10 protein-coding genes are annotated in these 13,814 nt (G+C 60.0%); 8 read left to right on the top strand and 2 right to left on the bottom strand.

Annotation, left to right across the window (positions count from 1 at the left end):
* Window positions 1–17: 17 nt before the first annotated feature.
* The 5 genes from thiS (at window position 18) to BED41_RS05445 (ending at window position 5,540) form a co-directional block, all read left to right on the top strand.
* Window positions 18–215, top strand: coding sequence for a sulfur carrier protein ThiS (thiS, locus tag BED41_RS05465; RefSeq protein ID WP_066743873.1), 198 nt, complete (start codon window positions 18–20; stop codon window positions 213–215).
* Between the two features lie 313 nt (window positions 216–528).
* Window positions 529–1,461, top strand: coding sequence for a prephenate dehydrogenase (locus tag BED41_RS05460; protein WP_066743871.1), 933 nt, complete (start codon window positions 529–531; stop codon window positions 1,459–1,461).
* Window positions 1,458–2,741: a 3-phosphoshikimate 1-carboxyvinyltransferase gene (gene aroA / locus BED41_RS05455; RefSeq protein WP_066743869.1), complete on the top strand. Its 1,284-nt coding sequence runs from the start codon at window positions 1,458–1,460 to the stop codon at window positions 2,739–2,741. The genes BED41_RS05460 and aroA overlap by 4 nt, the downstream gene beginning before the upstream one ends.
* Window positions 2,741–3,844: a chorismate synthase gene (aroC, locus tag BED41_RS05450; protein WP_066743867.1), complete on the top strand. Its 1,104-nt coding sequence runs from the start codon at window positions 2,741–2,743 to the stop codon at window positions 3,842–3,844. The genes aroA and aroC overlap by 1 nt, the downstream gene beginning before the upstream one ends.
* A 43-nt stretch (window positions 3,845–3,887) precedes the next feature.
* Window positions 3,888–5,540 carry a prephenate dehydratase domain-containing protein gene (locus BED41_RS05445; RefSeq protein ID WP_066743865.1) on the top strand — a complete coding sequence of 551 codons (1,653 nt, stop codon included), beginning with the start codon at window positions 3,888–3,890 and terminating at the stop codon, window positions 5,538–5,540.
* A 249-nt stretch (window positions 5,541–5,789) separates the two neighbouring features.
* On the opposite strand, the gene pheA is transcribed toward BED41_RS05445, so the two are convergent.
* Window positions 5,790–6,935, bottom strand: coding sequence for a prephenate dehydratase (gene pheA / locus BED41_RS05440; protein ID WP_066743862.1), 1,146 nt, complete (start codon window positions 6,933–6,935; stop codon window positions 5,790–5,792).
* Window positions 6,936–7,275: 340 nt separating this feature from the next.
* On the opposite strand from pheA, the gene BED41_RS05435 reads away from it, so the two are divergent.
* The 3 genes from BED41_RS05435 to BED41_RS05425 are packed head-to-tail and all read left to right on the top strand — an operon-like array spanning window position 7,276 to window position 12,920.
* Window positions 7,276–7,776 carry an NADH-quinone oxidoreductase subunit NuoE family protein gene (locus tag BED41_RS05435; protein ID WP_066743860.1) on the top strand — a complete coding sequence of 167 codons (501 nt, stop codon included), beginning with the start codon at window positions 7,276–7,278 and terminating at the stop codon, window positions 7,774–7,776.
* A 15-nt stretch (window positions 7,777–7,791) separates the two neighbouring features.
* Window positions 7,792–10,893 (top strand): NADH-ubiquinone oxidoreductase-F iron-sulfur binding region domain-containing protein, encoded by a 3,102-nt coding sequence (locus tag BED41_RS05430; protein WP_066743858.1) that lies wholly within the window; start codon window positions 7,792–7,794, stop codon window positions 10,891–10,893.
* Window positions 10,894–10,898: 5 nt separating this feature from the next.
* Window positions 10,899–12,920: an NADH-dependent [FeFe] hydrogenase, group A6 gene (locus BED41_RS05425; RefSeq protein WP_066743856.1), complete on the top strand. Its 2,022-nt coding sequence runs from the start codon at window positions 10,899–10,901 to the stop codon at window positions 12,918–12,920.
* 89 nt (window positions 12,921–13,009) lie between these two features.
* On the opposite strand, the gene BED41_RS05420 is transcribed toward BED41_RS05425, so the two are convergent.
* Window positions 13,010–13,687: a response regulator transcription factor gene (locus BED41_RS05420; protein WP_066743854.1), complete on the bottom strand. Its 678-nt coding sequence runs from the start codon at window positions 13,685–13,687 to the stop codon at window positions 13,010–13,012.
* Window positions 13,688–13,814: the final 127 nt, after the last annotated feature.

Here is a 13,814-nt window from a genome sequence, read left to right as displayed (position 1 = left end):
GAAGGAGAGTTATGCGCATGATAACCGTCAACGGAGAAAAATCGCCTTGGAGAGAGGGGCTCACGGTACAGCAGCTTCTTGACGACAAGAATTTCACCTTCAAGATGCTCGCCGTATGGGTCGACGACAATGTCGTTGACAAGAGCCGCTATTCGGAGGCGAAGATTCCAGACGGAGCAAATGTGCAGGTGATCCACAACATCAGCGGCGGTTAAATCCCGCCGGGGAGACATCGTAGTATCTAAATGGCGGGCGCATTCTGCACCCGCCATTTTCTTTGCCGGAGAGTGGAAAATCAGCCACAGCATTGACAAAAATATATTTTCGGGTGTTAAATACACGGGAAATGATTTTTGCGGAAACGGAGAAAAATCGATGGCAACAAACCTTAAGAGCTCCTATTTTTACTTTACAGGCTGGAACTGGGACTATTATTTTAGCCGCAGTCAATTTGTTATGGCTTGAGCTCTTTTGTGTGATATATAAAAACCGTCTTAAAAGATATCTCACCCGGAGCGAAGGCCCCGGGTGATTTTATTTTACGAGGAAGACGGCAACTGGAAAGAGGCGGTACTTATGGGGTTCAAAATTACCATCGCGGGTCTGGGACTGATGGGAGCCTCGCTCGCGAAGGCCCTGCGCGGCTGGCGGAACGCCGCTATCTGCGGCGTCGAGACCAACGCCGCGGTGCTTGAGAGAGCGCTGGCCGAAGGCGTGATAGACAGCGGATACGTGCTGGATGAAACAAACGCTGAGGAGGCGCTCGACGCCGACCTCGTCGTGATCGCCCTCTATCCGCGCGCCGCGCTGGACTTCCTGCGCGGCTGCGCCCGCCGCGCCAAAGAGGGCGCGCTCTGGAGCGACCTGACCGGCATCAAGGGTCCCTTGATAGAAGAGGCGCGCAGGTCAATGCCGGCAGGCGCGGAGTTCCTTGGCGCGCACCCGATGGCGGGACGCGAGAGTTCCGGCTACGCGGCCTCCGACGGAAAACTTTTTACGGGCTGCAACTTTATCATCACGCCGCATGAGAAAAACTCGCGCGAGGCGCTCTCCCTGCTCCGTGAGATGGCGGCCTACGCGGGGGCGGCGCGCGTCATCGAGACGACGCCGGAGATACACGACCGGATGATCGCCTACACCAGCCAGATGGCGCACGTGCTCGCCGCCGCCATCCTGAACAGCGGGCTGCTCTTTGAGAGCAAAGGATTCGAGGGCGGCTCCTTTCGCGACCTCACCCGGGTCGGCACGCTTAACCCCGAGATGTGGAGCGAGCTCTTCTCCATGAACGCGGCCCCGCTGGGCGGCGTCCTCGCGGAGCTGGAAGATAACATTGCGGTGCTGAGAAGACTCGTAGAGGCGGGAGACCAAAGTGAGCTGGCGGCGGCGCTCGCCTCCTCCACACGGCGCAAAGAAGAATATCTGAAAACGCCTTACACGGCGGCAAAGGAGGCGGCCCGATGAAAAATGTTAGCGTGACGATAACCCCCAAGCCCCTCTCCGGAGAGATAAAGATCATGCCGAGCAAAAGCATGTCGCACCGGCTGGCGATCTGCGCGGCGCTCGCGGGAGATTCGCGGGTCCGCTTCCTGGGGCTCAGCGAGGACATAATGGCGACCTGCCGCGCGCTGCGGGGGCTGGGCTGCGAAATGGAGCTGAAGGGCGACATGCTCGCAACACGCTCAAAAAAAAGCGTATCAAATGATACGGCGCCCCTTGACTGCGGCGAATCGGGAAGCACCCTGCGCTTTCTCATCCCGCTGGCGCTCGACGGAAGGCGGCGGCGGTTCACGGGGCGGGGACGGCTGCTGAGCCGCCCTCAGGAGGAATACGCGCGCCTCTTCGCGGAGCGGGAGATCGAATTTATCCAAAAAGAAGACTATATCGAACTGTGCGGGCGGCTGCGCCCCGGCCTCTTTAAAATACGCGGCGACGTCTCAAGCCAGTTCATCTCGGGACTGCTCTTCGCCCTCCCGACGCTGGGCGGAGACTCCCGCATAGAGATTACCACGCGGCTTGAGAGCCGAAGCTACATAGACCTCACCCTCGCGGCGCTCGCGGAGTTCGGCGTCAGCGCCGAATGGGAGGAAAATAAACGCGGCTGCGCGCTGAACATTCCCGGAAACCAGCGCTTCTCCCCCGCCGCCGTCTCCGTCGAGGGAGATTTCAGCCACGCGGCCTTCTGGCTCGCGGCGGGAACGCTCGGCGGCGGCGCGGCGCTCTCCGGCCTGAAAAAAGAGAGCAAACAGGGAGACGCAAAGATCGCGGAGCTGCTGCGCCGGATGGGGGCAACCGTGGAATGGTCCGGCGATAAACTCCACGCCGTCCCCTCAAAGCTGCGCGGCACGGAGATCGACGTCTCGCAGACCCCGGACCTCTTTCCGATACTCGCCGTGCTCGCCGCCTGCGCGGAGGGCGAAACGCGGCTTATCAACGCGGCCCGTCTGCGCATCAAAGAGAGCGACCGTCTGGCGGCGATGGCCGCCGAACTGGCCGCGCTGGGAGCGGAGGTAAAAGAGGGTACGGACTCGCTCACCGTCGCCGGAGGCGGCGGCCTGCGCGGCGGCGCGGCAAGCGCCCACAACGACCACCGTATCGCGATGAGCCTGGCCGTCGCCGCCTCGGCATGCGGCGGGGAGCTTACGATAGACGACGCAAACTGCGTGAAAAAGAGCGCCCCCGGCTTTTGGAAGGAATACCGCGCGATGGGCGGCAGCTTTGTAATGGATAAGGAGGCACAATAATGAAATATTCAATCTTCGGAGAATCGCACGGGCCGGCGATCGGCGTCCTGCTGAACGACATCCCCGCCGGCGTTACGCTGGACATGGAGGAGATATCCCTCGAGATGGGGCGCAGAGCCCCCGGCAAAAGCGCCATCTCCACGGCGCGTAAAGAGGCCGACGTTCCCGAGGTGCTCAGCGGGCTCTGCGGCGGTTTCACCACCGGCGCGCCGCTCTGCGCGATGATAAAAAACACCGACGCGCGCTCCGGCGACTATTCGCTGCTCAAACGCTTTCCGCGCCCCGGCCACGCCGACTACACCGCCGCCGCGCGTTACGACGGTTTCGCGGACATGCGCGGCAGCGGCCAGTTCTCGGGACGCCTCACCGCGCCGCTCGTCTTTGCGGGCGCGGTGGCAAAGCAGCTGCTGGCGGCCCGCGGTATCTTCGTGGGAGCGCATATCGCCGCGATCGGCGGAATCCGCGACATCCCGCTTACGGATGGTGGCTTCCTGAAAGACAAAACCGCCGAAACGGTATTACGGGCGGCGGCGCGCAAAGAGCTGCCGGTGATCGACGACGGCGCGGGAGAGAAAATGCGCGAGGCGATCGCCGCGGCCAAAAGAGAGGGCGATTCTCTCGGCGGCCTGATAGAATGCGCCGCCCTCGGCCTGGAGGCCGGTATCGGCGAGCCCGGCGCCGACTCGCTTGAGAGCCTCATCTCGCGCGCCTGCTTCGCCGTCCCCGGCGTGAAGGGCATCGAATTCGGAGCCGGCTTCGCCTTTGCGGAGATGCGGGGAAGCGCGGCCAACGACCCCATGGAAATGGCGGACGGCAGGGTGTCGATGAGGACGAACAACAACGGCGGCGTCAGCGGCGGCATCTCGACGGGCGCGCCGCTGCTCTTCCGCGCCGCGCTGCGCCCCACCTCCTCGATCGCCCGCGAGCAGGACACCGTCGACATGGAAGAGCGCGTAAACGCGAAACTCGTCGTTCCCGGACGCCACGACCCCTGCATCGTCCACCGCGCCGTACCGGTGATCGAGGCCGCCGCCGCGCTCGCGCTGCTGGAGGCAGTCCAGAAACTATACGGGATACGCGGCCTGTGCGGGCGGCGGCAGTGACCTTACGGGAAAATCCATACCAGATGCGAAACGGGGAAAAATCATGCTGAAAGAATACAGAGAAGAGATACGAGAACTTGACGAAAAAATCCTGGAGCTGATAGAGCGGCGGCTGGAGATAGCGCGCACGATCGCCGAATATAAAATGGACAGGGACATCCCCGTCACCGACGCCGCGCAGGAAGAAAACGTAATCGACCACGTGGTATCGCTCGCGAAACGCGAGGACGACGTGCCGTACATCCGCCGCTTTTGGCGTATGATGCTCGAAAACAGCCGCGCCGTGCAGCATAAAGTGGTCACCGGCGACAACATCACGGGGTTATGGCTGCGCGAAATGATACGCAGCGCGGCAAAGAGAAAGGAAAACCCGCGCGTCGTCTACAAGGGCGGCGAGGGCTCCTACGGCCACGAGGCCGCCGCGGCCTACTTCGGCACGGGCGGCTTCGGCGGCTGCTCCACCTACGAAAAAGTCTGCCGCACCGTCAAAAACGGCGACGCTGATTACGCCGTGCTGCCCCTCGAATCAAACACCGCTGGGGCGATGCCCGGCGTCCGCGAACTGATAAACAAATACGGCCTCTACATCGCGGGCGAACAGAACGTCCGCCTTGACGACTGCCTCGCCGCCCCCAAAGGGGCAAGACTTGAAGATATCACGGAGATACACGCGCACGAACAGGTGCTCGCGCGCTGCAGCGCCTTCCTTGAAGACCATCCAGAAATCAAGGCCGTTCCCAGCCTCAGCTCCTCTAAATGCGTAAAAAAAATCGCCGAGGAAAACTCGCCGCACAAGGCGGTCATCACCTCGGGCTTCGCCGCCGAACTGAACGGGCTTGAGGTGATCGCCCCCTACATCAGCGACAACCCCGGCAGCTGTACGCGCTTCGTGATCCTCACGGATAAATTCGAGATATCCCCCGGCGGGGACAAGGTCAGCATGGCGTTCACCGTCCGCCACCGCGCGGGGGCGCTTCAGCGCGTCCTCGGCATCTTCGCCGACTACCACCTGAACCTCTCCAAGATAGAATCCGTCCCCGTCGGCGGCGCGGACTTTGAATACCTATTCTTCACCGACTTCACGGGAGACATCGCGCAGGCCAACACCCAAAAGGCGCTCGCGCTCGTCGAACAGGAGTGCGACTTCCTGCGCATCCTCGGCAACTACAAGAGCAAGCGCCGCAACATCGTCCTCGTGGGGATGCCGGGCAGCGGCAAAAACGCCGTCGGAAAGGCGCTCGCGCTTCAGATCGGCATGGAATACTACGATACAGACGCCCTCATCGAAGAGCAGGAGGGCAAAGACACCACGAGGATCTTCGCGGAAAACGGCGAAAAATACTTCCGCGACGCCGAGACGGAGATGTCGAAAAAGGTCTCGTCGCTCGGCGGCGCGGTCATCTCCACCGGCGGCGGTACGATGATGCGCCCGGAAAACGCGCGTGCGCTGCGGCGCACCGGCTACGTCTTCTTCGTCAACCGCCCCGTAGAGGAGATACTGGAGAGCGTCGACCTCTCGAACAGGCCGCTGCTCGCGGGCGACCCAAAACAGATATACAAACTCTACGCCGACCGCCTGCCCACCTACCGCGCCGTCGCGGACTACGAGGTGCGCAACGACGGAGAGCTGAGCCAGGTGGTAAACGCCCTCGATTCGATAATAGAGCTGCTCAAGGGCGGCTACCGCGCAGTCTAAAATACACCCACGCGGCAAAAAACGCGCCCCGCAGCCATCCGGCACGGGGCGCGAAACAGGGAAAACGCGTCTAAAAATGGTAAATCGGCCTCTGCCACGCCGCTCCGGCCTCCGCGCCGGAGCCCAGGGCTTTTGAGGCCGCTGGATGCCGGATCAAGCCCTGCATGACAAAGCTAAAACGCCGTTTATATCTTTATAAGTCCAGCCCCGTTTGAGGCGATCCGGCAGTTAATACAGGATATAGCTCCTTTAACCCGCGCGGTCCGCGCGGTAGTTGCCGAGAATCTTCAGATAGCTGGTATTTTTCTCAAGCTCGGCCACCGCCCTCTCGACGTTCTTCTCGCGCAGGTGGCCGCTGAAATCAAGGTGGAAGAAGTATTCCCATGAGCCGCCCTCAAGCGGTCGCGACTCGATGTTGGTCAGATTGAGGCCGTTGCCGCAGAAGCAGGATAGCGCCCTGCACAGCGCCCCCGGTTCGTGGCGGAGCCCGATGACGACGGTTATCTTATCGGCCTCTTCGTCGCGTTCCGCGGCGGCGGCGATAACGACGAAGCGGGTGTAGTTGCTGGCGCTGGAATTTATGTTCGGGGCCAGTATCTCAAGGCCGTAGAGCTCCGCAGCCTCGCGGCTCGCGACGGCGGCCTTCGAGAGGTCCCCCTCAAGCGCCACCATCTCCGCGCTCTTCGCGGTGTTGAAGTAGGGAATCAGCTCCCAATCACGGTGTTGGGCGAAGAATTCCGCGCACTGGCTGAATCCCTGGGGATGCGAGTAGACCCTGCGGATGTCCGCCATATTCGCGCCCCTGACCGCCATCAGGTTGTGATCCACCTTCACGATCTTTTCGCCGACGATGTGGCAGTCGTTCTTACGCAGCAGGTCGTAGACCTCGAGTATCCCGCCGGTGGAGGAATTTTCGATCGGCAGTACGCCGCAGTCGACCTCGCCGCTCATGACGGCGGAGACGACGTCGCCAAAGAGCTTGAAGTTACGCTCGCTGACATCACGTCCCGCGAAATAGCTCCGCAGGGCCTGGTGGCTGTATGAGCCGGGGACGCCCTGATAGCCGACACGGCGGCAGGGCGCGGAGGCTGCTGTTACGCGGGGCTCCGCCTCTTTTTGCTCCGCTATCTTTTTATTTTCGTAGCGGCGGCTCGCCTCTATCACGCGCGCCATCATCCAGAGACAGCTCTCGCGGTAGTGGGGTGCCTTCACCCATGCCGCGCATTTTTCAAGGACCTCTTTTTCGCGCGCCCCGTCGAAAACGGGCAGACCGCGCTCTCTTTTATATTCAGCGACCCGGTTGACAAGCTCCATGCGGCGCTCAAACAGGGAGATCAAAGACTGGTTCGTAACGTCTATCTCATCGCGTATTTTTTTTAGCTCTTCGTGATCCATCGCATCTTACCTCCGCTCTTCAGGGCTCTATTTTATAACAATTTCCCCGCTGTAAGATACATTAATATCTGCCGTTCCTCCTTCGGGCCACGCGCCGCACGCCGTGCCGGTAATTAAAATCACTCCTTCCACCCGTAGGCCATACCTTCACCGGCCGCCTTTTGTGAAGTTTTTGTGTTCCCGGAAAGAGGCCGTACTCAAAAGTGATAAAAAAATAGTTTTTCAGCGGCCCCCGTCCGTCACGCTGCCTTCACATCAATATTTTATACTTTCGTCAGAAGATTTCATAAGGCACTTTTTTTGAAACTTTATATTACAAGAAAAACGGAGGTGTGGCGTGATGAAAGAACATTCTGCCATAGAGCGGTATATATCCCAAATGGAGGATTACGAGCTCTATGAGAAGGTCGACAACGTAATGGACCTGTATGGCTACAAACCGGAGAATCTGATCCAGATCCTCCATGCCGCGCAGACGATCTTCGGCTGCGTGCCGCTTGAACTGCAGCGTTTCATCGCTGATTCGCTGGATATAACGCTCTCGGAGGTCTCGGGGGTCGTCTCATTCTATTCATTCTTCTCCGTAACCCCCCGCGGGGAACATACGATCCGTGTCTGTATGGGAACCGCCTGCTACGTCAGAGGCGGCAAGAGGATCGTCGACCACCTGCTGAAGACGCTGAATGTGGATCTTGGCGACACCACCGAAGACGGGCGCTTCACGCTTGAGATCGCGCGGTGTATCGGCTCCTGCGGGTTGGCTCCCGCACTGATGATAGACGACGTCATCTACAAGCAGATGACCCCCAACAAGGTCGACGCCGTACTGTCGCGGCTTTAAAAGGAGGTGGGCATAATGGAACACAATCATGTCAATTCAATAAAAGACCTGATCAAAATCCGTGAGGATTACGAACGGGAAGAGTGGCGTTTCAGCCATCAGGTACTGGTCTGCGGCGGCGCGGGCTGCGTCTCTTCGGACTGCCGCGCCATAAGTGAAGCGGCGGCCGAGACGATAGAGGAGCTGGGACTCGCGGAGAGCACGGCGCTGAAAGAGACGGGCTGCATGGGTACCTGCGCGGTCGGCCCCGTAATGCTCATCATGCCGGAGGGCATCTTCTATACAAAACTCACGCCGCAGAGCACGCGGGAAATTATCAAGGCTCACATCGCCGAGGGGCGGGTGCTGGAAGAGCACACCTTTTACGACAACGTCCTCAGGACCCACGTTCCGAAGATGGAGGATATCACCTTTTTCAAGGAACAGCTGCGGATCGCTCTGCGCAACTGCGGAGTCATCGCCTATGACGACATCCGCGCCTATATCGCAAAAAGCGGCTATATGGCGGCGGCGAAGGCCCTCCTTGAGATGGACGGCAGCGGCGTTATCGCGGAGATAAAGAAATCCGGCATCCGCGGACGCGGCGGCGCGGGCTTCCCGACCGCCGTCAAGTGGGAGGCGGGACGCCGCGCCCAAAGCGAAGAAAAATATATCGTCTGCAACGCGGACGAAGGCGACCCCGGGGCCTTCATGGACCGCAGCATCCTTGAGGGAGACCCGCATACGGTGATCGAGGGAATGCTGATCGGAGGCCGCGCGATCGGCGCCAATATGGGATATGTTTACGTCCGCGCCGAATATCCCATCGCGGTGGAACGGCTCAAAGCCGCCATCGAACAGGCCCGCGAATATGGGCTGCTTGGCAAAGACATCCTCGGCTCGGGTTTTGACTTTGACCTCGAAATACGCATCGGCGCCGGGGCCTTCGTCTGCGGTGAAGAGACGGCCCTTTTGAATTCCATCGAAGGCAAACGCGGCGAACCGCGCCCCAAGCCGCCCTTCCCATTTGAAAACGGCCTCTTCGGCGCGCCGACGATTATCAACAACGTGGAGACGCTCGCCAGCATCCCGCCGATCCTGCTGAACGGCGGCGACTGGTACGCCGGTTTCGGCACGGAGCAGGCCAAGGGCACAAAGGTATTCGCCCTGGCGGGCGACATCGTCAATACCGGTATCGTAGAGGTCCCCATCGGCATGCCCATCGGCGAGATAATCTTCCGCATTGGCGGCGGCATGCAGAACGATAAAAAGTTCAAGGCGGCCCAGATCGGCGGCCCCTCCGGCGGCTGCATCACGGAGGACAACCTTAACGCCCCCACCGATTACGAATCGCTGACGCTGCTGGGGGCCATCATGGGCTCCGGCGGCCTCATCTCCATGAACGAAGAGACCTGCATGGTGGATACGGCCCGCTATTTTATGGAATTTATTCAGGAGGAGTCCTGCGGCAAATGCCTCGCCTGCCGCGTCGGCACAAAGCGTATGCTGGAGATATTGGAAAACATCACCCAGGGACGCGGCGAAGAGGGCGACATCGAACTGCTCGAAGAGCTCGGCAACACCATCAAGGACACCGCGATGTGCGGTCTGGGACAGACCGCCCCGAATCCCGTGCTGAGCACAATCCGCTACTTCCGCAAGGAATATGAGGAGCATATACGGAACAAATACTGCCGGGCCAGCGTCTGCGCGGACCTCTTCATCTCCCCCTGCGAAAACACTTGCCCCGCCAACGTCAACATCCCCGGCTATCTCTCGCTCATAGCCACGGGACGCTTCATGGATGCCTACAACCTGATCCGGCAGGAAAACCCGCTGCCCGCGATCTGCGGACGCATCTGCACGAGGCCCTGCGAGGGCCGCTGCCGCCGCGGCAGCGTAGACGAACCGGTGGCGATCTGCGACCTCAAACGCTTCGTCGCGGACTATGCCTTCAAAAACGAACCGGCCTATGTGCACGACGTCGTATTCCCGCGCAACGGCAAATCGGTGGCGATCGTGGGCGCGGGCGCTTCCGGGCTGACCTGCGGCTACTACCTCTCGCGTATCGGCTACGAGGTGGACATCTACGAGGCGGAGGCGGTCGCGGGCGGCGTACTCGCCTTCGGCATCCCGGAATACCGCCTGCCCTCCGACGTACTGCAGCACGAGGTCAATACGATCCTTAAAGAGGGCGTCCACCTTCACCTCAACACCACTGTCGGCAAGGACATCGAATTCCGTGACGTCAGGAACGGCCACGACGCCGTCTACATCGCCACCGGCACCCAGTTCCCGCAGCGCGTGAACATCCCAGGCGAAAATCTGAAGGGGATCATCCACGGAGTTACCTTCCTGAAAAATGTGAAGCTCTACAAGAGCATCAACCTTGAGGGACAGACCGTGGCGGTGATCGGCGGCGGCAATACGGCGATCGACTCGGCGCGCAGCGCCCTGCGCCTGGGAGCGGCGAAGGTCATCGTCCTCTACCGCCGGACGGCGGAGGCGATGCCCGCCTATCGCCAGGAGGTCGAAGAGGCCCTGCATGAGGGCGTCGAGATCATGGAGCTGGTAAAACCGGTACGTTTCATCTCCGACAAGCACGGCTCGGTGGCCAAGGTAGAATGCATCAGATGCGAGACGGGGCAATTCGACAACCGCGGACGGCGTGAGATCAAAGATATCCCCAACAGCAACTTCTTTGTCGACATCGACGTCGTCATACCGGCGGTGAGCCAGTACGCCGACCTGCCCTTCATCCCCAGAGGCGAGATCGGAGTCACAAAGTGGGGTACCTTCATCATCGACGAGGATACCTATATGACGACGGAAGAGGGCGTCTTCGCGGGAGGCGACGTGGCGCGCGGCCCTGACGAGGTTATCAGGGCCATCTCGGACGGCAAGAACGCCGCGATATCGATCGACCTCTATCTTGGAGGCGAGGGCAAACTCAACAAAGGCCAGGAGATAGATATCCCGCTTCTGGAGGATGACGACGAGATCATCTCCCACGAGCGGTTCGAGAAGGAGATCCTGCCGCTTGAGGATAGACACTCCTTCGAGGAGGTCATCCGCGGCTATCACAAGCTGAACGCAATCGCGGAAGCGATGCGCTGTCTGCACTGCAACAGGAGGTGAGAGGCATGCTGACTCTAACTATCAACGATAAGCAGGTAAGCGTTCCCGAAGGCTGCACCATTATGGAGGCGGCAAAGACAAACGACATCCACATCCCCAGCCTCTGCAATATGGAGGGGATACACAATATCGGCGCCTGCCGCATCTGCGTGGTGGAGGTGGAGGGAGCCAAGACGCTGATGGCCTCCTGTATCACCAAAGCCCGCGAGGGTATGGTCGTCAGGACGAACACCGGGCGCGTGCGCAATGCGCGCAAGGTCCTCTACGAGCTGATGGTCTCCAACCACAACGTGGAATGCCTCAGCTGCAAACGTAACCAATCTTGCGAGATGCAGGAGCTCGGCAGAGTGCTCGGCGTCGAAAACGCCCGCTTCAAGGGCGCTCAGAGCAACAAAAACATCGACGCCTCGATCTCCATCACACGCGACATGAGCAAATGCGTGCTCTGCCGCCGCTGCGTCACAGTCTGCCACGAGAGACAGGGCACGGGCATCATCGGCCCGCAGAACAGGGGCTTCAAGACCGAGATAGCGCCGCCGCTCTGCCAGCCGCTCGGCGCCGTGAACTGCACCTTCTGCGGACAATGCACCGTCGTCTGCCCGGTAGGGGCGCTGAAGGAGACATCCTCGGTGGACGCCGTATGGGAGGCGATCCACGACCCGAAGCGCTGTGTGATCGTACAGACCGCCCCCGCCGTGCGCGCCGCCGTCGGCGAACTCTTCGGCATCCCGGCGGGAACGCCCTGCACCGGCAAGCTGGCCTCCGCCCTCAAAGAGCTCCGCTTCGACCACGTATTCGACACAAACTGGGGCGCCGACCTGACCATAATGGAGGAGGGCACGGAGCTGCTCTCGCGCCTCAAACTCTTTGCGAAGGGCGAGAAAGTCTCCCTGCCGATGGTTACCAGCTGCTCTCCGGGATGGATCAAATATATTGAACATACCTTCCCCGAGATGCTGCCCCATCTGTCCACCTGCAAATCGCCGCACATGATGACCGGCGCGATAATAAAGACCTATTACGCCCAGCGGCTCGGCATCGCCCCGGAGGACATGTTCGTCGTCTCCGTGATGCCCTGCACGGCGAAAAAATTCGAGATAACACGCGCCGAAATGATGAACTACGGCCTGCGGAACGTCGACGCGGTGCTGACGACGAGAGAGCTGGGCGAGATGATAAACTCCGCCGGCATCGACTTCGCCAACCTGCCTGACAGCAAATTCCACGATCCGCTCGGCTTCTCGACGGGCGCGGCCGATATCTTCGGCTTCTCAGGCGGCGTCATGGAGGCCGCGCTGCGCACCGCCTACGAGGTGATCACCGGACGCGAACTTCCGGGAGACAACCTCCACGTTACTCCCATCATCGGCCTGGAGGACGTCAAAGAGGCCTCTATCCTGATAGAGTCGCCGCTGCCTGAATATGCCGGCCTCGACGGCGTGGAGCTGAAAGTGGCGGTCACCAGCGGAACAAAGAACGCAAAGACGCTGATGAAACAGGTCAAGGAGGGAAACTCCCCCTACCATTTCATCGAGGTGATGGGATGCGCCGGCGGCTGCATCGTCGGCGGCGGACAGCCGCGCAACACTGACGGCGAGATCAGGGAAAAACGGCGCGGCGCGCTCCTGTGGGAGGACGAACACAAAAAGCTGCGCAAGAGCCACGAAAATCCGGCGGTCATGGCCATCTACGGCGAGTTCCTGGGAGAGCCGAACGGACCTCTCAGCCACAAACTGCTGCACACTAGCTACGTAAAACGCGGTAAATACAACGAATTCACCGATGAGACGGCGGTCATCGAAATTCCCGTCGACAGCCGCAAGGTCTCCGTCGACTCCCGCGAACGCCAGAACACCATGGACGCGAGGCTCAAAGCCAGCCCCGCCATCCAGCCCAGCGGCGATTCGGAACGCGCGATGGCCCTGGTATCCGAGAATACGCGGCTTAAAAACGAACTGAAAGATTCCAAGGAGACGATCGAGATCCTGCGCAACATCGTCGCCGATTACAGTAATCCCGACCGCTGACAGCGCCACCGCATCCGCGGTATGGGAGACAACAAAAATGGAGAGGCCTCCCCCTCTCCATTTTTTGTCGTCGTAAGCGGCAAAGCCAACTATTCGTCGAAACGGTATCCCACGCCCCTGATCGTGACGATATGTTCGTGATAGGGGCGGATCGCGTTTCTCAGCGTCTTGATATGGGTATCCACCGTCCGGGGGCTCCCAAAAAAATCATCGCCCCAGACGATGTCGATCAGCATCTCGCGCGTATACACCTGCCCGGGGTTACGCGACAGAAGCAGCAGCAAATCATATTCTTTCGGAGTGAGCGGCACGGGAATATCATTAACATAGACCGTACGGGAGCGCGTATCGATATAGAGCCCGAAAAAAATCAGCGCGCGCGGCGGCTTGGCAGGAACGTGCTCACGGCGGCGCAGGATGATATTCATGCGCGCCAGCAGTTCGTCGCCCTCAAAGGGCTTTACAATATAATCCTCCGCGCCCGAACGATAGGCGCTCAGCCGCTCCGGCAGAGCGGAACGCTCGGAGATTATGACCACCGGCACATCTGACATTTTGCATATCTGGCGGCAGACGGTACGGCCGTCCGCGACGGGAAGCATCGCGTCAAGTATGACCAGATGATACACATGGCGGCGGAAGAGCTTTATCGCCGCTATACCGTCCGCCGCGCAGTCGATACTGCCAAACATCTCACTGAAAAGAAGCTTCAGATGAGAACAGACGTCCCGATTACCGTCCGCTATTAAGAGAGATGATCTTTCCATAGTCCGCTCCGCCAATAAGATTAAAATTTCACCCCAAAACGACAATACCCTCCCAGCGAACCGCAGATTACGGCAGACCGGATATTCTTACATGTAAAACAATAAATATTATCTGAAAATTATATAT

This window comes from Cloacibacillus porcorum, assembly GCF_001701045.1.
In the GTDB taxonomy this organism is placed as follows: Bacteria; Synergistota; Synergistia; order Synergistales; family Synergistaceae; genus Cloacibacillus; species Cloacibacillus porcorum.
This window is presented reverse-complemented; position numbering and strand designations above follow the sequence as displayed.